General features: G+C 71.2%; 21 protein-coding genes. 9 read left to right on the top strand and 12 right to left on the bottom strand.

Annotation, left to right across the window (positions count from 1 at the left end; all coding sequences use genetic code 11):
- Positions 1-116: 116 nt before the first annotated feature.
- A complete protein-coding gene (locus ACIBM5_RS19995) occupies positions 117-2,138 on the top strand; it encodes an FGLLP motif-containing membrane protein (RefSeq protein WP_396008082.1) in 2,022 nt (673 codons plus the stop codon).
- On the opposite strand, the gene ACIBM5_RS19990 is transcribed toward ACIBM5_RS19995, so the two are convergent.
- Positions 2,116-2,610, bottom strand: a complete 495-nt coding sequence (locus tag ACIBM5_RS19990) for a hypothetical protein (RefSeq protein ID WP_396008081.1) — start codon at positions 2,608-2,610, stop codon at positions 2,116-2,118. The two genes, ACIBM5_RS19995 and ACIBM5_RS19990, sit on opposite strands and share 23 nt — an antisense overlap.
- Complete coding sequence (locus ACIBM5_RS19985; RefSeq protein ID WP_396008080.1) at positions 2,607-4,238, bottom strand: alpha/beta hydrolase; 1,632 nt, start codon at positions 4,236-4,238, stop codon at positions 2,607-2,609. Before ACIBM5_RS19985 ends, ACIBM5_RS19990 begins: the two co-directional genes overlap by 4 nt.
- A gap of 664 nt (positions 4,239-4,902) precedes the next feature.
- Here ACIBM5_RS19985 and ACIBM5_RS19980 point away from each other — a divergent pair.
- Positions 4,903-5,724, top strand: coding sequence for a BRO family protein (locus ACIBM5_RS19980; RefSeq protein ID WP_396008079.1), 822 nt, complete (start codon positions 4,903-4,905; stop codon positions 5,722-5,724).
- Here ACIBM5_RS19980 and ACIBM5_RS19975 read toward each other — a convergent pair.
- Positions 5,694-6,479 (bottom strand): ABC transporter permease, encoded by a 786-nt coding sequence (locus tag ACIBM5_RS19975; RefSeq protein WP_396008078.1) that lies wholly within the window; start codon positions 6,477-6,479, stop codon positions 5,694-5,696. The two genes, ACIBM5_RS19980 and ACIBM5_RS19975, sit on opposite strands and share 31 nt — an antisense overlap.
- A 97-nt stretch (positions 6,480-6,576) precedes the next feature.
- Between ACIBM5_RS19975 and pheA the strand changes: the two genes are divergently transcribed.
- On the top strand, positions 6,577-7,521 hold the full coding sequence (pheA, locus tag ACIBM5_RS19970) for a prephenate dehydratase (protein WP_396008077.1): 945 nt from the start codon (positions 6,577-6,579) through the stop codon (positions 7,519-7,521).
- Between the two features lie 117 nt (positions 7,522-7,638).
- Here pheA and ACIBM5_RS19965 read toward each other — a convergent pair whose 3' ends face one another.
- Both ACIBM5_RS19965 and ACIBM5_RS19960 read right to left on the bottom strand, forming a co-directional pair.
- Positions 7,639-9,285, bottom strand: coding sequence for a diacylglycerol kinase family protein (locus ACIBM5_RS19965; protein ID WP_396008076.1), 1,647 nt, complete (start codon positions 9,283-9,285; stop codon positions 7,639-7,641).
- Positions 9,286-9,315: 30 nt separating this feature from the next.
- Positions 9,316-10,131 carry a phosphatase PAP2 family protein gene (locus ACIBM5_RS19960; protein ID WP_396008075.1) on the bottom strand — a complete coding sequence of 272 codons (816 nt, stop codon included), beginning with the start codon at positions 10,129-10,131 and terminating at the stop codon, positions 9,316-9,318.
- Positions 10,132-10,233: 102 nt separating this feature from the next.
- On the opposite strand from ACIBM5_RS19960, the gene serS reads away from it, so the two are divergent.
- Both serS and ACIBM5_RS19950 read left to right on the top strand, forming a co-directional pair.
- The gene (gene serS / locus ACIBM5_RS19955; RefSeq protein ID WP_396008074.1) at positions 10,234-11,511 is read left to right on the top strand and encodes a serine--tRNA ligase; all 1,278 of its coding nucleotides are present in this window, start codon (positions 10,234-10,236) and stop codon (positions 11,509-11,511) included.
- Positions 11,508-12,305, top strand: a complete 798-nt coding sequence (locus tag ACIBM5_RS19950; protein WP_396008073.1) for a Cof-type HAD-IIB family hydrolase — start codon at positions 11,508-11,510, stop codon at positions 12,303-12,305. The genes serS and ACIBM5_RS19950 overlap by 4 nt, the downstream gene beginning before the upstream one ends.
- Positions 12,306-12,439: 134 nt before the next feature.
- Here ACIBM5_RS19950 and ACIBM5_RS19945 read toward each other — a convergent pair whose 3' ends face one another.
- The 5 genes from ACIBM5_RS19945 to ACIBM5_RS19925 form a co-directional block, all read right to left on the bottom strand.
- Complete coding sequence (locus ACIBM5_RS19945) at positions 12,440-13,699, bottom strand: CynX/NimT family MFS transporter (RefSeq protein WP_396008072.1); 1,260 nt, start codon at positions 13,697-13,699, stop codon at positions 12,440-12,442.
- Positions 13,696-14,511: a FadR/GntR family transcriptional regulator gene (locus tag ACIBM5_RS19940; protein ID WP_396008071.1), complete on the bottom strand. Its 816-nt coding sequence runs from the start codon at positions 14,509-14,511 to the stop codon at positions 13,696-13,698. The genes ACIBM5_RS19945 and ACIBM5_RS19940 overlap by 4 nt, the downstream gene beginning before the upstream one ends.
- Positions 14,512-14,617: 106 nt before the next feature.
- Entirely contained in the window at positions 14,618-15,109 is a 492-nt protein-coding gene (locus tag ACIBM5_RS19935; protein WP_396008070.1) for a hypothetical protein, read from the bottom strand.
- Positions 15,106-15,924, bottom strand: coding sequence for an alpha/beta hydrolase fold domain-containing protein (locus ACIBM5_RS19930; protein ID WP_396008069.1), 819 nt, complete (start codon positions 15,922-15,924; stop codon positions 15,106-15,108). Before ACIBM5_RS19930 ends, ACIBM5_RS19935 begins: the two co-directional genes overlap by 4 nt.
- Before the next feature lie 239 nt (positions 15,925-16,163).
- Complete coding sequence (locus ACIBM5_RS19925; protein ID WP_396008163.1) at positions 16,164-17,558, bottom strand: MFS transporter; 1,395 nt, start codon at positions 17,556-17,558, stop codon at positions 16,164-16,166.
- Positions 17,559-17,739: 181 nt separating this feature from the next.
- On the opposite strand from ACIBM5_RS19925, the gene ACIBM5_RS19920 reads away from it, so the two are divergent.
- From ACIBM5_RS19920 to ACIBM5_RS19905, 4 genes are all read left to right on the top strand, one after another.
- Complete coding sequence (locus ACIBM5_RS19920) at positions 17,740-18,435, top strand: TetR/AcrR family transcriptional regulator (RefSeq protein ID WP_396008068.1); 696 nt, start codon at positions 17,740-17,742, stop codon at positions 18,433-18,435.
- Positions 18,436-18,491: 56 nt separating this feature from the next.
- Positions 18,492-19,379: an LLM class flavin-dependent oxidoreductase gene (locus tag ACIBM5_RS19915; protein ID WP_396008067.1), complete on the top strand. Its 888-nt coding sequence runs from the start codon at positions 18,492-18,494 to the stop codon at positions 19,377-19,379.
- An 85-nt stretch (positions 19,380-19,464) separates the two neighbouring features.
- On the top strand, positions 19,465-20,268 hold the full coding sequence (locus ACIBM5_RS19910; RefSeq protein WP_391587304.1) for an HAD family hydrolase: 804 nt from the start codon (positions 19,465-19,467) through the stop codon (positions 20,266-20,268).
- Between the two features lie 169 nt (positions 20,269-20,437).
- Positions 20,438-21,412 carry a phosphotransferase gene (locus tag ACIBM5_RS19905; protein ID WP_396008066.1) on the top strand — a complete coding sequence of 325 codons (975 nt, stop codon included), beginning with the start codon at positions 20,438-20,440 and terminating at the stop codon, positions 21,410-21,412.
- Between the two features lie 72 nt (positions 21,413-21,484).
- On the opposite strand, the gene ACIBM5_RS19900 is transcribed toward ACIBM5_RS19905, so the two are convergent.
- Both ACIBM5_RS19900 and ACIBM5_RS19895 read right to left on the bottom strand, forming a co-directional pair.
- Positions 21,485-23,077, bottom strand: a complete 1,593-nt coding sequence (locus ACIBM5_RS19900; RefSeq protein WP_396008065.1) for a protein kinase — start codon at positions 23,075-23,077, stop codon at positions 21,485-21,487.
- Positions 23,078-23,487: 410 nt separating this feature from the next.
- Entirely contained in the window at positions 23,488-24,657 is a 1,170-nt protein-coding gene (locus ACIBM5_RS19895) for a protein kinase (protein ID WP_396008064.1), read from the bottom strand.
- Positions 24,658-24,668: the final 11 nt, after the last annotated feature.

Here is a 24,668-nt window from a genome sequence, read left to right as displayed (position 1 = left end):
ACGGAAAACTGCTGCGGACGCGGGCACGGACGAGAGCACGAACGCAGACGCGGGGGCGGACGTCGGGACGGACGCAGACGCGGGTGCGGGTCGCGTTCGGGACGGGGATCGGGGCGGTGGCGCTCACGCTGGCGCCCATCGCGCTCGCGGCTCCGGCGACGGGGGCAAGCGGTCCCACGGTGACCGTGACGCCCGGAACGGCCAAGCCCGGGGACGTGGTGGCGATCCGGGGCTCCGGGCTGACCGGCTGCGCGTTGAACAAGGTGGACGTGTACCTGCTGTCGGCCAACGGGGGCAGTTCCGGGGAGTACCAGGATCTGCTCGCGGCCGACCTGCCGGTGGACACCGCGCACGGCAACTCGATCGCGTTCCGGCACGAGATTCCGGCCCCGGTCTACAGCTCGAACGCGGAGGGCAACATCCCCGGGCCGGTGAACCGGATCGCCGTGCGGTGCAACGGCGAGGAGGAACGCGCCCTCGCGCAGACCCCGATCGAGATCGACTCGTTTCGACCCCAGGAGACCCGGAAGCAGCCGGCCGACCTGTCCGCGAAGCGGCTGATCCTGGAGCCGGCCGCCGGAGCACCGGGCACCGAGGTCACGCTGTGGACCGACCTGCACTGCGGAGACGCGAACGCGAGCGACGACGCGCGGGTGACCTGGGGTGGGCGGGACCTGACCAAGCTCAGCGTGCAGAGCACCGGGAGCAGCGGCGAGTCCTACCGCTTCACCGTGCCGGACGGACCCGATCGCGGCCCACAGCCGGTCACCGTGAGCTGCTTCGCCCAGGGGGCCGGGATGCCCGACAACGGGGTCACGCTGCGCACCGACTTCCGGGTCGCCCAACCGGAGTTGACGCTGACCCCCACGCAGCCGACCGCCGGACGACCGTTGCGGATCGCGGGCAGTGGATTCGTCGCGTGCGGCCGACCGGTCGACGGCGGGGCCGGCTCGCTGACGGTACGTCATGGCACCACTGTGCTGGGGACCGTGCCGGTGGCCGGCGACGGGCGGTTCGCGGGCGAACTCCGAGTCCCGCGTGAACTTCCGGGCGGAGACGGGACGTTGACGGTCGCGTGCGCGACGGGCCCGGGGTACGACGGCGACTTCTCGGTACGGGTCGCGGTGCTCGGCGCGGCCCGAACCGCGGCGCCGGCGACGGACCGGTCCGAGGCGGCGGTGAACCTGCCGAGCCCGAACGCGCTGTTCGACGAGCCCCGGCCGGTGCTGCTGGCCGGCGCAACGGCGGTGGTGGCACTGCCCGTACTGGGCTTCTCGGCCGAACTGTTCAACAAGACCTGGGAGCAGAACCACCTGCGGATCCGGCGCAGGCTGCGCCCGGGAGCGGCGCGGCCTCGATCGCAACCCCGGCTACCCGAGTTGCAGGTGCTGACCTTCGTGCTGCTCTCGGCCGCGTTCTGCGTCGCGGTCGAACCGGGTACCGGCTGGAACGCGGGCACGGCCGCACTCGCCCTGGCCCTGGTGGCGGCGGTCCCGCTGGGCGTGCTGGTGTACGAAGGCTCGGCGGAGGCCTACCGACGCCGCGTCTCGCGCATCCGCGCGCTGCCTCGACTGCTGCCCGGGGCACTCGGCGTCGCCCTGGTCCTGGCCGCGGCCTCGCGCATGCTGCATCTGACGCCCGGCTACGTGTACGGCCTGTTCCTGGCTTTCACCTCGGCCGGGCTGCGGCGGATGTCGCCGGCCGACGAGGGCCGCGCGATCGCCCTCGGCTCGTGGTCCCTGGCGGGCCTCGCGGTGGTCGCGTGGGTGTGGCGCATCCCGGTGACCCACGTCCTGAACGAGTCCGACGGCGCCCCCTTCGGCTGGGTCTTCGCCGAGGACGTGCTCACCCAGTGCTTCGTGGCCGCGGTGGTGGGCCTGGTCTTCGGCCTGCTGCCGATGCGGTTCATGGACGGCCACGCCCTGTGGCAATGGAACCGCTGGGCCTGGGCGGCCATCTACGCCCTGGCCGTGTTCCTGTTCATCCTGGCCCTCCTCGACCCGACGGGCGCCGCCGACGGCATCACCCGAGCCATGTGGCTCCGCTCCACCATCCTCTTCACCACCGCCGCACTCGCGTCCCTCACCTTCTGGGCCATCTTCCGCCTCCGGCCCCCTAGGAATCCCCAGATGCTCTGAAACACGGCGCGGAAACACGAACCGCAACGCGACTCTTTTCCTGCACGCCGATAACCCGAACCACATATCCGGCCTTGGGATCCTGGGCCCTGACAACCGTATTCTTTACCTGCGGAGGGCGGGCGAAGTCGACGATAGTCCAACCTTGGGCCTCCAGGCTGTCACGAAGACGGTCGATGGATGATTGAACCTCCCCTGAATTGACCTCGTCGATCTGCCAAAAGTGCGCAGCTTCCCACAGCTTCCCGCCTCCCTCCTTTGAATCAGATTCACAGCCAGATACATGAAATACGTCCTCAGCCTGATAACTCCCGCGAATCCTCAGCCCATCCAAAACCCTGCTCGACGCCTCTCGCAGCGACTCTCTAACCTTTACATATGAAGGATCGCCGTCAGCAATACTGTCTACGCCACCTCCGCCGCATCCAGCGAGGAATCCAACGAGCGAAAGAACATAGAGGAAAAGTTTCACGGGCGTTCTCCCCATAGAAGGCGCACGTCCTCGTAGTTTCCGGAAACAATCGCTGCCTGATTATCCAGACTGGCCGAATGACGCGACGACCAGTACTCACTGTGTCCGTTAGCGCCATCAGTCGTAAAACGATTTGCGCCAAACTCGGAATCATCCGGAGTAACTCGCCGCGGCCTCCTCCCGTCATCCACAGCTGGGGCATGTGCGCCCGAACCCATCCCAGTAACGATGTCATTCTCCGCCGCCGCAACCCAGACATGGCGTGGATGACAATTAAGGTCGGTCGCCCGAGTTACATGCATCCCCGGACTTCCGGCCACGATGATATCTTTCGCGACAAGTCCTCCACTTTGGTGTGCCGCTTGCCCCAAAACGACTGACCCATAGCTATGACCAATTACTGTCACGTGATTGTTCGAGTCGATACCTTGAGAAACTCCAATACCTCTCAAAAATTTCACGAAGGCTGGGGCCGCATCATCCGCATACGACGTACTCATGGCATGCGTCAGTGTGTCTGGAGCGTCGTACCCCACCCACGTGATGGTCGATACCTCTCCTGGGTCGTTTATCTGCTGAGTAGCCAGCCATAGACTCCGCATCCTGCTGACATCCGCACCGATTCTCGCCAATCCCGCCCCCGTCCCCGGCACATAGACCGCCGTGTGGGCGGCCTTGTCCGGGTTGCCGATGGCGACGATTGCGCGGCCGTCGTCCTTGGCGCTGAAGCCCATCAGGTACAGGTCGTCGCCGGAGCGCAGTGTCGCCTCCAAGCCCTCGATCGCCGCCAGGCGTTCCTTGAGCGCCGTGACGCGGAATCGCCACTTCGCGTCGTCGGTGCGCCCCGCCGCATCCCGCTTGGCCCGCGCGGCGGCCAACTCCGCAAGCAGCGCGACCTTCGTCTCGGCCAGCGCGACCCGATTGGCGCGGTCCCGGACCTCCGTCGGCAACCCGTCCATCGCCCCCAGCACCGCCGGATAGCCGGCCAGATACATCGCCTGCTCCGACGGATTCAGCCCCGCCCACCACTTGGCCGCCGCGACCGGATCGCCCTTCGGGATGGTGGCGAGGTCCAAGCCCGCCAACGCCATCACGCACGCGCCGTCGGCGGCGGTGTCCGCCCAATCGGCCGCCGCCGTCGGATACAGCCGGGCCAGCGCCTCCGCACAGTGCGTGTCGACCTCGGTCGCCTTCCGGACCGGCACGGCCAACCGCTGCTCCAACTCGTGTCGCCGCGAGACCATCGCCGCGTCGACGCCGCGCGTCGGATCGGCCGGCTCCATCCGCCCGTCCTCGAACACGGTGAACCCCGCGGCCGCGGCCTCCGCCAATCCCGCCAGCAAATCGTGCCGGGCACTGCGGAGTTGGTCGGCCGCCGCATCCAGCACCGTCAGCACGCACCGGGCCTCCTGCGCCGCGACCCTGACCTGCTCACCCCGCGCGGCCAAAGCCCGCTCCGCCGCATCCGCATCCGCGCCGTCCCAGTGCGAGGCCCGCAGCGGCCCGCCCACACCGGTCGTCGCCCGCCCGACCAACCCGTCCAGCGCGCCCGCCAGGTCGGTCCACTCGGCCACCGCCCGATCCAGCCCACCCAACGCGGCGTCGCGCAGCTGCGTCAGCGTCACCATCAGGGCCGAGCCCCGGCGAACGCCCCCGCCGCCGCCTGATCGGTGCGATCGTGCGCGTCGGCGTTCGTCCACAGCACATCGCCGGCCGCGTCGTACCCGTCTCCGAGCGCCCGCAGGTGATCCGCCCACGCCGCCGCCACCGCACCGGCCGCCGCCGCAACCGCGAACCCCGGACACCCGACGACCGCGGCACTCGGCTTCCCCGCCGCCTGCCGAAGTGCCCCCGCCACCTCACGAGCCGCCGCCGCCCCCTGCCGCAACGCTCCCGTCTCGACCCGAACCCCCGCCGAGCCACCCCCATCGGCACCGCCACCACCAGCCAAGATCCCTCCCCGTGGCCGTTTGATCACGTACTGGAATCAAACGATACCCACCGAAAACCAGCACATGGCCGCCCGACCTCGCGAATCCCCCAAGGGCGAACAGACCCACCAACCGGGGCGTAACCCGGCAGCCTCCCACTCGTTCATACGTATGGGCGAACGCGATATGCCGTTCGGGGGACACGCGAGACCCTCGAAGCAGCGGCACCGCAGCGACCGGCACGCATCGCCGGGGTCAACAACCGCCCGCAAAACCGCAGGTCAGGCGAATACCGTGGCAATTCGACACGGAATTATTCGGGCAATTCAGATGATGCATTCAAGATGCACAAGGGGTGGGGATGAGTACCGACGACTCCGTTGAGATCTTCACGTTCGCCGGCAGCAGCCAGGTGCGCGTCGTGACGGTCGCCGGCGATCCGTGGTTCTGCGCGATCGACGTGTGTGAGGTCTTGGAGCACAGCAACTCGCGCGTAGCGGTCAGCGTGCTCGACCCGGACGAGAAGATGACGGTTGTTGTCAGCAAAACCGCAGGTCAGGCGAATAGCGTAAGAAAACCTTACGGAATTAATCGGGGCAATCCGAACATGACCTTCGTCAGTGAGTCGGGTCTCTACACATTGATCCTGCGCAGCAACAAGCCCGAGGCCAAACCCTTCCGCCGCTGGGTCACCCACGACGTCCTCCCCACCATCCGCCGCACCGGCCGCTACACCCCCGCCACCAGCGAAAACATGGATGCGCTGCTGTCCCGTGCGATCGGGTCGATCACCGATCTCGCCGCCCGCACCGGGGACCTCACCAAGGCCGTCGAGATCAACACCATGGCCGTCGCCCGTCTCACCGGCCGGTTCGAGTCGGCGGGCGGCCCGTTGTCCACAGATACTCCTCACACAACCCCTCCCACCTCGGAAACCCACAGCCCCGGCCAAGTTCTCCACAGCGATTTCCACAGGGTTATCCACAGGCCGGTGGATCAACCCACAGCCGGTGATCGACGTCGGCTCACCCCCGAGGTCGTGGCCGCGTGTCGGCGTCGGGCCCGGGACGGGGTGTCCGTGTACCGGCTCGCCCGCGAGCACGGCGTGAGCGACTCGACCATGCGCTCGGCGGTGCGCGGCCAGACCTACCGCTACGTGCCCGAGCCGCCCGTGCGCCCCTGACCCGGCTCCGTCCGCACCAGTCGCCCCCGCGCCGCCAACTCGATGGTCAGGGCCACCGCAACCGCCTGGACCTGAAGCAGCGCGATCAACACGAACAGCTGCACCGCCCCCGCCTGCAGCGGTGTCGCCCCGCCGAGCAGCATGCCCACGAAGGCCCCCGGCAGGGTCACCAACCCGACCGTCCTGGTCTGGTCCAGGGCCGGGATCATCGCCCCGGACGCGGCCGGCCGGCAGATCTCCATCGCCGCGTCGCGATCGGTGAAACCCAAGGTCAGAGCGGCTTCGACCTCGCCACGGCGCTGTGTCAACTCCTCCAGCGCCCGCCGTCCCGCCAGCACCGTCGCGGTCATCGCGCCGCCGATCAGGATGCCCGCGATCGGGATCAGCACGATGCCTTTGGCCGGCAGCAGACCCGTCGCCCACAGCAGCCCCAGGGTCGGCCCCGTCGCCGTCACGATCGGCACCGCGGGCCAGAACAACCGTCGGTTCGCGGTCACCCGTCCGGCCGCCGTCAGGGCCGCAACGGTGTACATCATCACCACGAACAGCGCTGCGAAGCCGAGCCGATCCACCACGTGTGTGATGACGAACGACACGGCGAGCAACTGTCCCGCCGCCCGGAGCCCGGACACCACGACCGCCCGGCCGTGGCCCAGTCTCGCCGCGCCCGCGACCGCCGTCGCGGCAAGCAGGAGCAGCACGGCGACAATCCCCAGGGTGGGGGTCACCGGCAGCAGCGTCGCGGCGTTTTCCACAGGCCCAGCCTCACCCTCCCGGCGGTACCGCGCACCGCGACCGTCCACAGCAAGGAATACGACCCAAGCACGCCGGCCGGCTCAGTACAGTGACGACATGTCCGACGCCCGCACGCCCGCCGCCGCGCCCCGCTGGACCTACCTCGGCCCCCCGGGCACCTTCACCGAGGCCGCCCTGCGCATACTGCCCGGCGCGGAGCACGCCGAGGTCACCCCGATGGAGTCGGTGCCCGCCGCCTTGGACGCGGTCCGCCGCGGCGACGCCGACGGCGCGGTGGTCGCGCTGGAGAACTCGGTCGAAGGTGCCGTGTCCATCACGCTGGACGAACTGGCCACGGGTGCCCCGCTCGTGATCACCGCCGAGGTCCTGCTGCCGATCGCGTTCGCGCTGCTGGTGCGTCCCGGGGTGACCCTGGCGGACATCAAGACCATCTCCAGCCACTCGCACGCGCAGCCGCAGGTGCGCAACTGGCTCTCGACCAACCTGCCCGACGCGCACTGGTTCTCGTCCGCGTCCAACGCCGACGCCGCCCGCCTGGTCCAGGAGGGTCGCTACGACGCGGCCCTGGCCGGCGAGTTCGCGGCCGGGCCGTACGGCCTGGTGCCGCTGGTCACCGACATCCACGACGTCGAGGGCGCGGTCACCCGCTTCGTCCTGGTCGAGCGCCCGGACCGCCCCACCACGCCCACCGGCGCCGACCGCACCACCGTGGTGGCGTACATCGTCGACGACCACCCGGGCGCGCTTCTGGAGATCCTCCAGGAGTTCGCGGTTCGCGGCGTCAACCTGACCCGGATCGAGTCGCGGCCGACCGGGGACGGGCTCGGGCACTACTTCTTCTCGATCGACGCCGAGGGCCATGTCGCCGACGCCCGGGTCGGCGAGGCGCTGATGGGGCTGCGGCGGGTGTGCGCGGCGGTGCGCTTCCTGGGGTCCTATCCGCGCGCCGACCGGGTCCGCCCGCAACTGCGCCGCGGCACCTCGGACGCCGAATTCGCCAACGCGAGCGAATGGCTGGCCCGCGCACGCGGCGGCCTCTGAGTCGGCACGGCGCCGGCGACTCCCGAAGGCACCCGCACCACGAGTCTTCGGCACCCACCCACCGGCAGCCCCCGACCGGACCCACCGTGAGCCTCCGGGCCCGCCCCGCGCGAGCCCTCAGGGCACACGCACCGTGAGCGAGCCCGGTCGGATCCGCACCGCGAGCCGCGTGCCGGGTCCGATCGGATCGCCGTCCAACTCGCGCGGCTCCGGCCGATCGGTCTCGATCAGCACCCGTCGGCCGGTGAAGTGCTCGATCGGGCGCAGCCGTTGCTGCTTGACCGGCACCACGGCCGGCTCCTGATCGCGGCGCCGGCCTATCACCCGGACCGTGGCGTGCGCCCAACCGGTCATCCCGTACGGCGCGAACACCACCACATCCAGCAGCCCGTCGTCCGGCACCGCTCCCGGCAACAACTGCATGCCGGCCTGGAGCGCGCCGACGTTGCCCACCAGCACCATCCGGGCCCGGCGCCGGATCGGCTCGCCGTCGTCCACGGTCAGCGTCACCTGCATCCGTCGGTCGCGCAGGTGGCGGGCAGCGGAGACCACGTACGCGGGCCATCCGACCTTCTTCTTCAGCGCGTCCGGCGCGTCCGCGACCATCGCCGCGTCCAGGCCGATGCCGGCCATCGCGGTGAAGCAGCGCGGTTCGGCGCCCGCCGTGGCGGCGAGTTCGTCGTCCGGGTCCACCGTGCCCAGGTCGATCCGCCGGTCCCGCCCGTGCATCGCCACGTGCAACGCGTCGGCGATGTCGATCGGCAGACCGAGGTTGCGCGCGAGCAGGTTGCCGGTGCCCGCCGGGATCACCGCGAGCGGGGTGTCCGTACCGGCCAGTGCGCCCGCGCACTCACGGATCGTGCCGTCGCCGCCCGCCGCTATGACCAGGTCGACGCCCTCGGCCAGTGCCTTCGCGGTCACCCCGGCGCCCGGATCGAGCACCGTCGTCTCCAGCCACAGTGGCGGGGCCCACCCGGCGTCGTGCATGATCCGGTCGATTCGGGTGCGCGACTCGGCGACGTCGAGCTTGATCGGGTTGACCACCAGTGCCGCGCGCGGCAACCCGCCGTCGGCCCCCTGCGGCGCCTCGCGCCGCCGGAACCCGTACCCCCAGACCGACTTCGGGGACAGCAGTGCGCGGTTCATCACCACGAGCACGACACTCGCGTACAACATCGACATCAGCACGTCGCTGGGGTGGTGCATGCCGCGGTACATCCGGCTCCCGGCCACCGCGAGCGGTATCGCGCCCAGCAGCACCCACACCAGGACGGCCGGCCAGCGCCCGCGCAGCCGGACCGTGAGCAGCACCGCCAGCCCGCCGTACAGCGCGAACGCGGCGCCGGTGTGCCCGGACGGGAAGCTCGACGTCGCGGCCGCCGGGTCCAGGCGCGGGACGTCCGGGCGATCGCGCGAGACGAAGAGTTGCACGAGGAAGAACACCAGCGCCTGGCCGGCCACGGCGCAGGCCAGGAACATCGGACCGCGCCAGGAGTGGCCGACGATCCGGGCCACCACGGCCGCGAGCAGCGTGGTGGCGATGATCACACGGGTGTCGGCCAGCGTGGAGAACACGTCGGTGACGTCGTTCCAGCCGCCCGAGCGATGGTCGGCGAAGGTGCGGTCCAGGTCGTCCTCGATCGTGAACGGCCAGACACCGTCGAGGGACTTGGTGATCAGCAGACCGAGGCCGACCATGACGAAGGTCAATATGGCAAGGGGCAGGACGATACGGCGCAGGAACCGTCCTGCTTCGGTCAGCATGACCGACATTCTTACCCGGCCGCCGATCCTTCAGTTCCGCCGATCCGAGGAGTCCCCGTCGGTTGCGGGTCGAATGTGCGAAATCTCCGGATCCCGATCGTGCCCTTCGATCTCCGGTTCGAGGCCCTCCTCGGTCGCGTCCACGTCCCGCAGTCCGGCGTCACGGCGCCACCATTCGAAGACCGCCGAGGTCGCGGCGAGCACTATCAGGCCGAGCACCCAGCCGCCGACCACGTCCGTGACGTAATGCACGCCGAGCGCGACCCGGGTGAACCCGACGCCGACCGCCGAGACGATCGCGACCACCCAGGCGAGCGGCCGCCACACCCGCGGTATCAGCGGCAACAGCGCCAGCAGCAGCACACCCGGGCCGATCACACCCATCAGCGCGTGGCCGGACGGGAAGGACCAGCCGCCGGCGTGGTCGACCGGATTGGGCAGATTCGGCCGGGACCGGGTGAACACGAGCTTGAATCCCGCGCCGAGCAGGCCACCGACCACCACGGTGACCACCGCCCACACCACCAGTCGGCGGGCACCGCGCCACCAGAGCCATCCGCACATGATCGCCACCAGGAGGCGGTACATGTTCGGATCCCAGATCCAGTCGCTGAGAATCCGCAGCGCGTGTTGCCACCCGGGGTGCTCGCGGACCCAGTCGTTGAGTCCGGTCGCCACGTCCTTGTCCAGGTCGAGCAGCGGCGACCACTTGGTCTCCACCAACAGCGCGAGCAGTCCGAACGGAAGGGCGCCCACCAGCAGCGCAAGCGCGACCAGGGTCATCCTGAGGCCGAATCGCCGGTCCGGGTCGAGGCGCTTCCTGGTCCAGGTGGGAGTGGAGGTCATCTCTCATTCATAGCCCGGATTCCGGCCGGCACATCCGATTGCGTGCCGTCGGGTTCGCCGCACTCGCGAAATTGGTTGGCGGGGCCCCGGTAGTCTTTGGTCGTGATCGACCTGCGACTGCTCCGTGAGGATCCCGACCGTGTCCGCGCTTCGCAGCGCGCCCGCGGCGAGGACGAGACCATCGTCGATGCGCTGCTCGCGGCGGACGAGCTCCGCCGCTCGTCCGGCTCCCGGTTCGACGCGCTGCGCAACGAGCAGAAGTCGATCGGCAAGCAGGTCTCCAAGGCCAAGGGCGACGAGCGACAGGAACTGCTGACCCGGGCCCAGACGCTGGCCGCCGAGGTCAAGACCGCCGACGCCGAGCAGGCCGAGGCCAAGGCCGAGACCGATCGGCTGCTCAAGGCGCTGGCCAACCTGATCGACCCGGACGCGCCGGTGGGTGGCGAAGAGGACTTCGTCACACTCGAGGAGATCGGCACCCCGCGCGACTTCGCGGCCGAGGGCTTCGAGCCGCGCGACCACGTCGAGCTGGGCCGGATGCTCAAGGCGATCGACGTCGAGCGGGCCGCGAAGGTGTCCGGATCGCGCTTCTACTACCTGACCGGCATCGGTGCGCTGCTCGAACTCGCGCTGGTCAACATGGCGATCGCGCAGGCGACCGAGGCCGGCTTCACGCCGATGTTGACGCCCGCCCTGGTGCGCCCGCACGCGATGGAGGGCACCGGCTTCCTCGGTCAGGCCGCGGAGAACGTGTTCCACCTCGAAGCGGACGACTACTACCTCGTGGGCACGGCCGAGGTCCCGCTCGCGGCGTACCACATGGACGAGATCATCCCGGCCGCCGAACTGCCGCTGCGCTACGCCGGCTTCTCGCCGTGTTTCCGCCGCGAGGCGGGCACGTACGGCAAGGACACGCGCGGCATCATCCGCGTGCACCAGTTCGACAAGGTGGAGATGTTCTGCTTCGTCGCGCCGGAGGAGGCCGAGGCCGAGCACCGGCGCCTGGTGGCGTGGGAGAAGGAGTTCCTGAACCGGCTCGAACTTCCCTACCGGGTGATCGACGTCGCCTCCGGCGACCTGGGCGCCTCGGCCGCGCGCAAGTTCGACATCGAGGCGTGGATCCCGACGCAGGGCAAGTACCGCGAGGTCACCTCGACCTCGAACTGCACCGAGTTCCAGGCCCGCCGGCTCCACGTGCGGATGCGCGACGAGCAGGGCACCCGTCCGCTGGCCACGCTCAACGGCACGCTGTGCGCGGTGCCGCGCACGATCGTGGCGATCCTGGAGAACCACCAGCAGTCGGACGGCTCGGTGGTCGTCCCGCAGGCGCTGCGTCCCTTCCTCGGTGGCCGTGAGGTGCTGGAACCGGTGCAGGCGTGACCTTCTCCCTGGTCGCCACCGACCTGGACGGCACGCTCCTGCGCGCGGACCACACCATCTCGGCGCGCAACCGCGCGGCGCTGGCCCGGGTCACCGCGGCCGGTGCGAAGCACGTGATAGTGACCGGTCGCGCGGTGGCCTGGACGCGTCCGGTGTTCGAGGCGCTCGGCTACCGGGGGCTCGCGGTGTGCGGACAGGGCGCGCAGGTCTACCACGCGGGCGAGCAGCGGCTGCTGACGTCGGTCACGCTGGACCGAGGGTTGGCCAGGCTGGCCACCGAGCGGCTGACCGAGGAACTGGGCGACGTACGGTTCGCGGTCAGCCGGGACGGGCTGGCCGGCGAGGTCGTCGTGGAGCGCGGCTACCGGTACGAGTCGGTGTTGCCGGTACACGTGGTCCAGGACCGCGACGAGCTGTGGTCGGAGCCGATCCTCAAGCTCTACCTGTACCACGCCGACTACGACGACGACCGGCTGACCGCGTGCGCGCGCAAGATCTGCACCGGTCTGGTGGACGTCACGCATGCCGGGACGGGCATCGTCGAGTTGCTGCCGCCGGGCCTGAGCAAGGCGATCGGCCTGTCCCTGGCCGCGCGCAAGTTGGGCGTCAAGGCCGCCGACACCATCGCGTTCGGCGACATGCCCAACGACGTCACCATGTTCAAGTGGGCCGCCCACGGCGTGGCCATGGCCAACGCGCACGCCGAACTGCTCGCCGTCGCTGACGAGGTGACCCTGTCCAACATGGACGACGGCGTCGCGGTGGTCCTGGAACGCCTGTTCCCCGACATCTGAACCGGAGATCCGGACCGAAAACCGAACCGGAGATCCGAACCGGACGTCGGCGCCGGCCGCACAACCCGTGCCCGTCGCCTGGCCGCGAGGCCCCGATCACCCACCCCGATGCCCGAATCCGCAGCAACCCCACCTCACGTAACGGGTGGGCGGGCGGGCGCAACAACCTCCCGCGCCACGCGTACGTGCACCGGCCGCGACGCACCCACCCCGCAGGCGAGCGCACAGGCGGACAACACCAGCATCAGCACGATCGGCACCGTCCACCCGTCCGTGGCCTGGTGGAGCGCGCCGGCGGCCAATGGCCCGAACGCGGCGAACACGTAACCGACCGCCTGCGCCATCCCGGACAACTGCGCGGCCGTGTTCGGATCCGGCGAGCGCAGCACGATCAGGGTCAGCGCGAGCGACACCGCGCCGCCCTGTCCGAGCCCCAGGAGCACCGCCCACACCCACGCCCCGCCCGTGGGCGCCACCATCAGCCCCACGTAGCCGGCCGCGACCAGGCCGACCGAGCCGAACACCAGCGGGCTCTGGTTCCGCATCCGGCCGGCGATGATCGACCCCGCGAGCGAGGCCGGGATCTGGACGAACGTGTTGAACGCGAAGATCGTCGCCGCGGTGCCCTTGCTCATCCCGTTGTCGGTGAGGATGGTCGGCATCCAGGCGAGCAGTACGTAGAACAGCAGCGACTGCAGGCCCATGAACCCGGTGACCAGCCAGGCCAACGGCGACTTCCACAGGCCGGGCACGTGCGGCATCGCCGCCGCGACGGTCCCCCGGCGACGGCGCACGTGCGGCAGCCAGACCGCCACCGCCGCGAACGCGAGCAGCGCCCAGATGCCGAGCGCCGGCTGCCAGCCGTGCCCCATCGCGTTCTCCAGCGGCACCGTCGCGCCCGCCGAGACCGCGGCGCCGAACACCATGGCGGCGCTGTACACGCCGATCATCGCCGCCGCCCGGTGCGGGAACTCGCGCTTGACCACGCCCGGCATCAGCACGTTCAGCACCGCGATCCCGGCACCGACCAGCGCGCCGCCCGCGAACAACGCGGTCAGGTCCGCAATCGTCCGCAGCAGGATCCCGACGCCGATCACGATCAGCGCGCCGAGCAGCACGAGTTCGGTGCCGTGCCGGCGTGCCGCGATCGGCGCGAGCGGCGAGATCAGCCCCAGGAACAGCACCGGTATCGCGGTGATCAGGCTGCCGGTGGTCGCGGACAGGTGGAACACGCCGCGCAGTTCGCCCACGAGCGGGGACACGCTGGAGAGTCCGGCCCGCATGTTGAGCGCGATCAGCACGATGCCGGCGAGCAGCAGCGCGCCGCCGGTCGCCCGCGCGGTGCTGCGGGCCGTCCCGCCGGTCGGGGATATGCGCAGCTCGGTCGTGCTCATGCGTCGTGCTCCATCGGTTCGTGCTCCGTCGGGTGGTGCTCCGTCGGCCGGTGCTTCGAGGGGCCGTGCTCCGTCGGGTCGTGCAGCAGCGCGTCGAGGGCGATCACGGCCGGTTCGAGGATTCGTCGCACGGCCCGCTCGGCCGCGTCCGGATCGCCCGCCTCGATCGCGTCGGCCAGCGCCACGTGCAGGGCGTGTGACGCGTCCGGGAGGGTGCCGTCGCCGACCACCGTGCGGATGCTGCGCCACAACGAGTCGCTGAACCAGCGGTAGGTGGAGACCATCGCCGAGTTGTGCGACGCGATGGCGATCGCGGTGTGGAAGGCCACGTCCTGTTCGACCAGGTCGTCCAGCTCGCCCTCGGCCGGCTCGCCCCGGTCGAAGTGGTGCGGCTCGGGGCTGTCCGCGCTGCCGTCGGCCGCGCCGCGGCGGATCAGCGCGCGGCGGATCCGGTCCAGGTCCTCGGCGTCGCGGCGCTGGGCGGCGAGCCGGGCGGCCTCCACGTCCAGTGCGCGGCGCATCTCGAAGATGTCCCGCAGGTCGGCGTGCTCGATCCGGCGCACCAGGTCGCCGGGGTCGGTGATGGAGCGTACGTAGGTCCCGTCGCCCTGGCGCGACTCCAGCATCCCGGCGTGCACGAGCACGCGGATGGCCTCGCGCACGGTGTTCCGGCCGACCCGGAGCCGTTCGGCGATCACGCTCTCACTGGGAATGCGGGCACCGATCGGCCAGGTGCCGGCGGTCAGTTGGGTGCGAAGCTGATCGATCGCATCGTCGACGAGGGAACGTCTACCGGCTGCCTGGAGCGACATGGACTCTCCCGAATTCGTGGGGTTGCCCAGTCATCCTACAAGTAGCTGCACAATGCACGCGATGGGCTGCGGACACCCCGGCACCCGCAGCCCCTCGCCGGGCTGTTCACCCCGCTCTCGGCCGCGGCGCCGTCGTCGCCGGAACGATCCGGAAGTCCCGCAGGAAGACCAGGTTGTGCAGGTCGGCGGCGGCGATCGCGCGCAGCGTGGGCAATTCCTCGGCGGCCTGCTCGGGGGTGAACACGTTCAGCGGCCATTCGCCGACCGTTCCGCCGCGCAGGTGCGGGTGGTGGAAGCCGGCGCCGTAGGTCGCCCGCAGGATGATCGGCGCGAGCCCGGCCGCCCGCTGCTGCGGCCAGGACAGCGTCCAGACCGCCTCCAGACCGCCGTCCCGGGTGCGTCGCACGCCGGTGGCGGTGTATTCGCCGGTGCCCAGCAGCAGATCGGTGTCCAGGTCCGCGAGCGCCCGGTGGGCGTACGGGTCGAGCAGCACGACGGCCGTGCGGAACAGCTCTTCCCGGTCCGGTCGGGAGACCGCGTCGCCGTGGGTGCCGTCGCGCAGGTCGGCGAAGTGTCGAAGCAGGGCGTTGGTGCTCATCGCATCCTCCGGGTGGGTCGGGCACCGCGCCGGGCCGCCGCGTACGCGGTGCCCAGCCGGTACCGGAAGGTCGGGTCGGTCAGGAAGGCGCCGTGCCCGGTGCCGGCGGGTTCGTGCCAGTCGACCGGGACACCGGCGGCGCGCAGCCGCCCGGCGTAGGCGCGGACGTCGTCCACGACCGGGTCGAGCGAGCCGACCGCGACGATCGCGGGGGCGGCTCCGGTGAGGTCGGCGGCCTCGTGCGGGGTGCTGTACAGGGGGCGGGCACCGACGGCGGCCGGGTGGATCGGCGCCTGCCCCCGGTACGCCCGCCAGGCCGAGCCCAGCGCGGCCCGGGACGGGAAGGCCCCCGGTCGGCCGTGGTAGGACTCGGCCCGGCGGTCGGGGTCGATCGGCGGATAGGCGAGCACCTGCGCGGTGAGCGGGCGGTCCGGGTCGCGCCGGGCCAGGGCGGCGGACGCGGCGATCGTGGCGCCCGCGCTGTCCCCGCCGACCGAGATCGGCTCGGCGCCGGCCCGGTCCCGGGCCCAGTCCAGCACGGTGAGCACGTCGAGCAGGGCCGCGGGGTGCGGGTGTTCAGGGGCCAACCGGTAGTCGACGCCGACCACGGTGGTCGAGCCGATCCGGGCCAGGTGGGTCAGCGCCGGCGCCCAGCCCGCGGTGGCCCCCGAGTGCCAACTCCCGCCGTGCGCCCAGACCAGGAGGCCGGCCGAGCCGGGGCCGCCCGCGAAGATCCGGACCGGGACGTCGTAGTCGGCACCGGGAATGGTGATCGAAGGCGGCAGGGTGTCGAAGGTGGTGTCGGTCGTGGTCATGACGGATCTCCTCGTTCTGCTCGTCGTCGGTCGATTGCGGGCGGCTCGGGCTGCTCGTGGTGGCTCGGCACGGCCTGGGCGGCGCGGTGGCTCGGCACGGCACGGGTGGCGGCGGCTCGGCGCGGCCCGGCCGGCTCGGGCAACTCCGGCGCGAGCATGGCGAGGCCGGGGATCGAGGCGGCCGGGCCGTCGCCCGCCGGGCTGTCGGCGGCCCGCCGGCAGCCGCCGTCGGGCGGCGCTCAGGTCGTCGTCCGCCCGGTCCGCCGCGGGGCCAGGAACAGACCCGCCAGCAGCGCGCCGAGCAGGACCAGGGCCGAGTCGACCAGGATCGCCACGGCGACTCCGGACAGGACCGCGTCGGGCCCGGTGCTGCCGAGCGAGCTCATCCGCGCGGTGGCGATCGCGCTCATGATCGGGATGCCCATCGTGATGCCCACCTGCTGGGTCATCGTGGCCAGACCGGTGGCCAGCCCCTGCTCGGCGTCCGGCAGGCCGGAGGTCGCGGTGACCATGAAGCCCACGATCATCAGCATGTTGCCCACACCGCCGACGAAGGTCGCCGCGAGCAACAGCCAAATCCAGCCGCCGGAGCTGCCGAGGGCGACCAGCGACAGGGTGGCCAGGGCCTGGACGACACCGCCCGCGACGATCGTGGTGCGGGTGCCGAACCGGCTCACCGCCCGGCCGCCGAGGGTGCCGCCGAGGACCGTGCCGATGCCCAGCACGCCGAACGCGAGCCCCGTGGCCAGCGGCGAGTAGTCCAGGACCTCCTGGAGGTAGAGCGTGAGCAGGAAGACCAGCGAGGTCTCGGTGACGAACGCGATCAGGCCGGACACGTTGCCCCAGAGCACCGAGCGGCGCTTCATGATGCCGACCGGGACCAGCGGCGACGCGGAGCGCTGCTCGATGAACCAGAAGGCGACCAGGAGCACGGCGCCGGCGACCAGCGCGCCGAGGGTGGCGGGTTCGCCCCAGCCCTCGGCGCCGGCCCGGGTCAGGCCGAAGACCAGGGCCAGCAGGCCGCCGGTGACCGCGACCGCACCGGGCACGTCGAGCCGGGGCCGCTGGGCCGGCCGGGCGTCGGTGATCACGGACGGCGCCAGGATCAGCACCAGTGCGGCCACGGGCACGTTGACGAAGAAGGCCCAGCGCCAGGACAACATGTCGGTGAGCAGGCCGCCCAGCACCGCGCCCGCGGTGAAGCCGGCCGACATCAGCGCGCCGTTCAGGCCCAGCGCCCTGTCCCGCAGCGGGCCCTCCTTGAACGCGGTGGTCAGCAGCGACAGGCCGGCCGGGGTCACCGCCGCGGTGGCCAGCCCCTGGAGCACCCGGGCGGTCAGCAACATCTCGGGCGACGTGGCGAAGCCGCCGAGCGCGGAGGAGGCGCCGAGCAGGGCCATGCCGCCCAGGAACAGCCGCTTGCGGCCGAACAGGTCCGCGATCCGGCCGAAGAGCAGGGTGAAGCCGGCGGCGGTGAGCGCGAAGGCGGTGGCCACCCACTGCAGGTTGTTCAGCGAGAAGCCGAGGCCCTCGCCGACCACGGGCAGTGCGACGTTCAGAATCGAGAAGTCCACCGCGATCATGAACTGGGCGCCCAGGAGGAGGGTGAGGATCAGCTTCTGCCGACCGGTCATGCGATGCCCGGTCGGCAGGGACGGGGCGGCGGGCGGAGCGGCGGGTGGGGACGCGAGGGGGCGGGTGCCGTGCTCGAGCGTGGACATCTGAATCTCCCGAGATGCTCTAACGGGTCTGCTTTCCCGTTAAGATGCTCGAAGGTAACACGCTGGATCGACTTAATGGAACAGGAGTCCCGTTATGATTTCGGACGGTCCCGCCGGCGATCCCGCTCCCGGCCCCGCCGAGCACATCGCGAAGCACACCCCCGCGCACGCCCCGGAGCCGGTCGACGGCCCGGCCGACCCCGGCACGGTCCGCCCCGGCGGGCGCACCGCCCGGGTCCGCGACGCGGTGCTGCGCGCGGCCGGGGACGCGCTCGCCCGGCACGGCTTCGCCGGCCTGGACCTGGCCGAGGTCGCGCAGCGCGCCGAGGTCGGCAAGACCACCGTCTACCGGCGCTGGGGCAGCACCACCGCACTCGTCGCCGACCTGCTGGCGGACATGGCCGAGAGTTCGGTGTCGCGCACCGAGACCGGATCGCTGCTCGGCGATCTGCGGGCCAACGCACACCTGGTGCGCCGCACGCTCACCGACGAGCGGCAGGGCGCGCTGTTCAAGGCGGTGATCGCGGCCGCGACCTGCGACCCCCGTACCTCCGCCGCGCTGCACACGTTCTACGCGACCCGGATCAAGGAGTGGGCACCGTGCGTGGAGGCCGCGATCGCCCGCGGCGAGGTGCCCGCGGGAACGGACCCGCACGAGGTGATCCGGGCGGTGTCGGCGCCGCTGTACTACCGACTGCTGGCGAGCGGCGATCCGCTGGACGAGGCGAGCGCGGAGCGCGCCGCGACGGCCGCCGCCGCGGCGGCCCGGGCCGGGGCGTACGTGCGCTGACCGAGCCGTGCCGGACCGTCCGCGGGAGCGCCGTGCCGGGCACGTATGGTCGACTGATGCGTTTGAGCACTGTGATCCTCCCGATCCACCGCTGGACCGAGGGCCGGAAGGTGTGGCGTCGCGCCGAAGACCTCGGCTTTCACGCCGCGTACACCTACGACCACCTGTCCTGGCGCAGCTTTCGCGAACATCCGTGGTTCGGCGCGGTGCCCACCCTCACCGCGGCCGCCACGGCCACCGAGCGGCTGCGCCTGGGCACGATGGTCACCTCGCCCAACTTCCGGCACCCGGTCACCCTCGCCAAGGACCTCGCCGCCATCGACGACATCTCCTGCGGTCGGTTGATCGCGGGCATCGGCGCCGGCGGCACCGGTTTCGACGCCACCGCCCTGGGCGGGCAGCCGTGGTCCCCGCGCGAGCGGGCCGACCGGCTCGCCGAGTTCGTCCCGCTGCTGGACCGGTTGCTCAGCGAACCGGCGGTGACCCAGGAGGGCACCTACTACACCGCGAACGACGTGCGGATGATCCCGAGCGGCCGGCAGCGGCCCCGGGTGCCGATGTACATCGCGGCCACCGGTCCCCGCGGCATGCGGCTGACCGCACGGCACGGCGAGGGCTGGATCACCTACGGCGACCCCCGCGATGCCAAGACCACCGCGGCCCGGGACTGCCCGGCCGTGATCGCCGAACAGCTCGAACGGCTCTCCGACATCTGCGCGGCCGAGGGCCGCAAGCCCGAGGAGTTGGCGAAGGTCCTGCTCCAGGGCTCGACCCCGGAGCGACCGCTGGATTCGCTGGACGCGTTCGTCGACTACGCGGGCCGCTACCGCGAGTTGGGCATCACCGAACTGGTGCTGCACTGGCCGGTGCCCGATTCGGTCTTCGCCGCCGACCAGGCGGTCTTCGAGCGCATCGCGACCGAGGGGCTGCGCCAACTCGACTGAGCGATCCGGCCCGGCCCGCCGGCCGTCCGAGCGCCCGGCCCGGCCCCGCGGACTCGGCGGATCGTTTCTGAGCGAGGATGTACCCGTGACGATCACGAATCGCCCACGCCTAGTGGCCACCGACCTCGACGGCACCATCGTGCGCGACGACGGGTCCATCTCCGCACGCACCCTCGCCGCACTGGAACTCGTCGAGGCGGCGGGCGCGGAGGTGGTCTTCGTGACCGGCCGGCCGCCGCGCTGGATGAGCCGCGTCGCCGAGGTCACCGGCCACCACGGCCTGGCCATCTGCGGCAACGGCGCGGTCGTGTACGACCTGCGGGCCGAGCGTGTGGTGGGCACCCACACGATGGATGTGACCGCGGCCCGCAAGGTCACCCGGCTGCTCCGCGAGGCGGTGCCGGACGTGTCCTTCGCGGTGGAGACCGAGACCGGCTTCATGCACGAGCCGGACTACCCCGCGCTGGAGCGCGACGTGTCGATCGTGCACGCGGTCGGTCCGGTCGAGGAACTGCTCACTGGTCCGGTGCTCAAGCTGCTCGCCCGGCACCACAGCCTGGACCCGGACGTCTTCCTCGCGCTGGCCCGCGACCGGGCCGGTGCGTACGCGGAGTTCACCCACTCGTCCGCGATCGCCCTGGTGGAGATCAGCGCGCTGGGGATCAGCAAGGCCAGCACCCTGGCCTGGTTCTGCGCGCAGCGCGGCATCCGCACCGAGGACGTGGTGGCGTTCGGCGACATGCCCAACGATCTGCCACTGTTGGCCTGGGCCGGACAGGCGTACGCGGTGGCCAACGCGCACCCCGATGTGCTGGCCGCGGTGGCCCGGCATACCGGGAGCAATCAGGAGGACGGCGTCGCCCAAGTGCTGGAAAAGTTGTTCGGTTGAGCCGGGCCTGCACCGGCCGGTATCGGTGTACGCACCAGCCGCCTCCCCGAACGCGTGACATCAAAGACACGCGTACGCGTGAAGGTTGCACAGAGTAGTCACTCTATTGCTTTACGTGACATAGATTGACGCCGTGTACTCCCCCTCTCGGCCAGGGTCCCCACTGGCTGTGACGATCGACCGCTACCGGGTCGGCAAGGCTCTCTCATTCCGGCCCATCGCCGAGGGCCTCCTCAACCGAGGTTACGAGGTCGTCACCACCAGGGGACGCTGGTTTCTCAAGCACTATCTGGACCAACGACCCGACACCATCCGCTTCCAGCACCACATCACCCAACGGCTCGCCGGCTGCGGGATACCCGCGATCCCGCCGGTGGCGGACCGGCGCGGGCGCACCGTGTTCACCTCGCGCGGCCGCTGGTTCGCGCTGTACCCCTGGGTGGACGGCATCCACCGACGCGGCACCGATCTCGACCCGCGCGGTTGTGCCCGGGTGGGCGCGCTGCTCGGCGGCGTGCACGTGATGTTGCCGAAGCTGCTCCCGCCCGTGCAGCAGCCGCTGCTGGTGCCCACGGCCGACCCGCACGAATCGTTGGCCACCGTCGAACGCCTGCTCACCCGGATCCGGGCCCGACCCGAGACCGACGCGTTCGACCGGCTCGCCGAACTGCGCCTGATCGAACGACGCGCGATGCTCCTGCGGCACGCGCACCGGCGACCACGCGACCACGAGGCGCCGCGGACCGGCTACGTGCACGGCGACTTCCACCCGCTGAACCTGCTGTACCGGGGCAACGAGCCGGTGGCGATCATCGACTGGGACCGGCTCGCCGCACTGCCCGACACCGAGGAACTGGTCCGGGCCGCCCTGATCTTCTTCACCGACCCGATCTCGGGCACCCTCGACCTCGATCGGGTGCGCGGCTTCGTGGCCGGGTACCGCGGTGTGGTCGACCCGGGACCCACCCAACTCGCCGCCGCCGTGCACCGACTGTGGTGGGAACGGCTGAACGACTTCTGGATGCTCACCCGGCACTACCTCGAACACGACCCGCGGTGTGCCCCGCTGTTCCCCGCCTCCGCCGCGCTGATCGTGTGGTGGACGATGGCCTACGACGAGGTCCTGAAGGCGTTCCTGGGCTGAACCCGGCCCCCGTACGCGAAAACCCGCGTGCGCCACGGATCGTGGCGCACGCGGGTTTCCCGCGTCCTCGGATCAGGGCGTCGTGCCGCTGCCGCCGCCCGGATTGCCCGCGCCGCCGCCGACCGGGTCCGGCGGCTTCGTCTCGCCGCCGCCCTTGGTCGTACCCGGCTGCGTGGTCGCCGGGTTGGTCGCTCGCGACGTCTCGGACGGCTTGGTCGGCGGGGGCGAGGTGGGCGCGTGCGACTGGCCCGAACTCGTCCCGCCCGGGTCCCGCGTGTTGGCGGTCGCCGATGCCCCACGCCACGTCGACGTCGGGTTGGACGGGATCGTGCTCGTCGTCGCCTTGCCGCTCGGATTGGGCTGGTTGCTCGTCCCCGGCTGTGCGACCTCGTCGTTGCTCGGCGTCACGACAGTGTTCTTCTTGTCCGTGGTCGTCGGACTGTCGTCGTCCTTCTGCATCCCCTTGACCAGGAACACCGCCCCGACCGCGACCAGGATCACCGCGATCGCGGCCATCAGGTAGAGCGGCACCCTGCGCTTGTGCGGCTGCTCCTGCGGCAGGATCGGCAGCGGGCCGGTGCCGCCGTCGTTGGCGCCCTGCCCGGGCACCGCCGCCCCGGTGCCGGTGCCACCCGCGAGCGGCGGCATCGCCGCGGTGGCCTCGGCCGAGCCGGTGTGCGCCGAGGCCGCGGCCGTACCGGCGGCGACCTGGCTCCACGAACCGAACTCGGGCCGCTGCCCCTGCTGGGTCGGCACCCGCGGCGGAACCGCGACCGAGACCGGCTGACCGGCCAGCGCACGGCGGATGTCCATCCGCATCTCGTCGGCGGTCTGGTACCGGTCGTCGGGGTTCTTCGCCAGCGCCTTCAACGCGATCGCGTCCAGGTGCGGGGGCACCCGCGGATCCATCATCGACGGCGGCCGCGGGTCGTCCTGGACGTGCTGGTACACCACCGACAGCGGCGTGTCACCGTTGAACGGCGGACGCAGCGCGAGCAGTTCGTAGAGCAGACAACCGCTGGAGTACAGGTCGCTGCGCGCGTCCACGGTCCGGCCCAGGGCCTGCTCCGGCGACAGGTACTGCGGCGTGCCCATGACCATGCCGGTCTGGGTCATCGTGGTCGCCGCGCTGTGCATCGCGCGGGCGATGCCGAAGTCCATCACCTTGACCGCGCCCGAGTTGGTGATGATCACGTTCGCGGGCTTGATGTCGCGGTGGATGATGCCGTGCCGGTGGCTGTACTCCAGCGCCTCCAGGATCCCCTCGGTGACCCGAAGCGCCTGCTCCAGCGGTATGGGGTTGCCCTCGCCGAGCAGTTCCCGCACCGTCCGACCCTCGACGCACTCCATCACGATGAACGGCACCAGCTCGTCGCCGACCCGGTCCTCGCCCGTGTCGTAGACCGACACGATCGCGGGGTGGTTGAGCGATGCCGCGTTCTGCGCCTCGCGGCCGAACCGGGAGCGGGCCACCGGGTCCTGCGCGAGGTCCGGGCGCAGCGTCTTGACCGCGACGGTACGGCCCAGCCGTACGTCGTGGGCCATCAACACCTCGGCCATGCCGCCACGACCGAGCTGGCGACCGAGCTCGTAGCGGCCGGATCCGACCGTCTTCACCTGTGTGCCGGACGCCTCACGGTCGTCCGGTCCCTGCGGCGGGGTCATCGCTCCTCGCCCTGCACGTCGGGGCGGCCCGCCCGGGGCCGCCGAACTGGGGCGGTGGAGTCCGCCGCGAGCAGGTCGGAGCGGAAAACACCACGGGAGCGGGGGAGCACGACGGTTCCAACGATCAGCCGGCCACAAAGGCACGCCGATTCGGGCGTCAGGGTTGTGGCCGGGGACTCGGCGATCATCCTCGACAGTCCCCTCACGTGGCGTCCGGGCGTGAGCCCGCGCCGAAGTGCAGATGAAATGTGGTGCATCCTCGCTTCAAGTCCCGAAACGATACCGGGATCAGCGGTACTCCCGGGTGAAGAGCCCATCGTAACGGGATTCCGGATCCCCGGCCGATGCCTTCCCCGGGCGTACCGGCACACACCGCGAGATCCGGCCGGCCCGTCCGCGGCGGATCCGGTTCAGCGCAACATCAGGATCGATGCGAGCACGGCCAGGACGCCCAGGACCGTCGCCGCGAACGCCGCACCCGCGCCGCTCCTGCGGCCGTACGCGCCCGGCGCGCTGTGTGCGCCCGCCGAGCGGGCCCTGGGCCCGAACCCGGACATCACCCGCGCCCACGGCGGACCACCACCGGGCGGGCGCTGCGGACGCCGGCCCACCGGTCCCGGCTGTCCCATCGGCCCCACCGCCATCGCCGGGTCCGGCGGTCCGGCCGGCGATGCCGGGACGCCGGCGCCGTACAGGACCGAGTCCCACACGTCCTCGGGCAGGATCCGGCGCACCGACTCGCGCATCCGCCCGGCGGTGTCGAAGCGCAGATGCGGATCCTTGCGCAACGCGTGCAGCACCAGATCGTCCACCGCGGCGGGCACGTCGGGCCGGTACGCGGACGGCGGGGTCGGCTCCTCGCGCATGTGCCGGTAGGCGATGTGCACGGCCGTACCGCCGTCGAACGGCGGCACGCCGACCAGCAGTTCGTGCAGCAGGCAGCCCACCGAGTACAGGTCGCTGCGGGTGGACGCGGGGTGTCCGAACGCCTGCTCCGGCGAGAAGTACTGCGGGGTGCCCATGATCCGACCGGGGTCGGTGAGCGCACCGTCGGTGATGAACAGCGCGCGGGCGATGCCGAAGTCCATCACCTTGACCGCGCCGCTCGGCGTGATCATCACGTTGACCGGCTTGATGTCGCGGTGCACCAGGCCGCGGTCGTGGCTGTACTCCAGCGCGTCCAACACCTTCGCGGTGATCGCCAGGGCACGCGGCCACGGCACCGGGCCGTGTGCCTCCAGCAGGTCGCGCAGGGTCAGCCCCCGGATCAGCTCCATCACGATCCACGGCACCAGCACGCCGTCCTCGCCGGGGTCGGCACCGGTGTCGAACACGGAGACGATCGTGGGGTGGTTCAGCGCGGCGGCGTGCTCGGCCTCGCGGGCGAACCGCGAACGCGCGATGGTGTCCTCGGCCAGGTCGCTGCGCAGCCGCTTGACCGCGACGATGCGGTCGAGCATCAGGTCGTGCGCCTCGTGCACCACGGCCATGCCACCGCCGCCGATCCGGCGCCCGGTGCGATACCGCCCGCCGCCGAAGACACGCCCGTTCGCCCGAGCCGGGTCCCCCGAAACGGTCACCCTCAGGCCGC

The organism is Embleya sp. NPDC050493, from assembly GCF_044458105.1.
Lineage (GTDB): Bacteria > Actinomycetota > Actinomycetes > Streptomycetales > Streptomycetaceae > Embleya.
The sequence above is the reverse complement of the archived record's forward strand: the minus strand, read 5'-3'. Positions and strand labels throughout refer to the sequence as shown.

Coding starts and splice junctions, on each gene's coding strand:
- ACIBM5_RS19900 (WP_396008065.1), bottom strand. CDS start 23,077: ATGACCCCGCCGCAGGGACCGGACGACCGTGAGGCGTCCGGCACACAG.
- ACIBM5_RS19940 (WP_396008071.1), bottom strand. CDS start 14,511: ATGTCGCTCCAGGCAGCCGGTAGACGTTCCCTCGTCGACGATGCGATC.
- ACIBM5_RS19980 (WP_396008079.1), top strand. CDS start 4,903: ATGAGTACCGACGACTCCGTTGAGATCTTCACGTTCGCCGGCAGCAGC.
- ACIBM5_RS19915 (WP_396008067.1), top strand. CDS start 18,492: ATGCGTTTGAGCACTGTGATCCTCCCGATCCACCGCTGGACCGAGGGC.
- ACIBM5_RS19945 (WP_396008072.1), bottom strand. CDS start 13,699: ATGAGCACGACCGAGCTGCGCATATCCCCGACCGGCGGGACGGCCCGC.
- ACIBM5_RS19935 (WP_396008070.1), bottom strand. CDS start 15,109: ATGAGCACCAACGCCCTGCTTCGACACTTCGCCGACCTGCGCGACGGC.
- ACIBM5_RS19965 (WP_396008076.1), bottom strand. CDS start 9,285: ATGCTGACCGAAGCAGGACGGTTCCTGCGCCGTATCGTCCTGCCCCTT.
- pheA (WP_396008077.1), top strand. CDS start 6,577: ATGTCCGACGCCCGCACGCCCGCCGCCGCGCCCCGCTGGACCTACCTC.
- ACIBM5_RS19920 (WP_396008068.1), top strand. CDS start 17,740: ATGATTTCGGACGGTCCCGCCGGCGATCCCGCTCCCGGCCCCGCCGAG.
- ACIBM5_RS19925 (WP_396008163.1), bottom strand. CDS start 17,558: ATGACCGGTCGGCAGAAGCTGATCCTCACCCTCCTCCTGGGCGCCCAG.
- ACIBM5_RS19960 (WP_396008075.1), bottom strand. CDS start 10,131: ATGACCTCCACTCCCACCTGGACCAGGAAGCGCCTCGACCCGGACCGG.
- ACIBM5_RS19985 (WP_396008080.1), bottom strand. CDS start 4,238: ATGGTGACGCTGACGCAGCTGCGCGACGCCGCGTTGGGTGGGCTGGAT.
- ACIBM5_RS19930 (WP_396008069.1), bottom strand. CDS start 15,924: ATGACCACGACCGACACCACCTTCGACACCCTGCCGCCTTCGATCACC.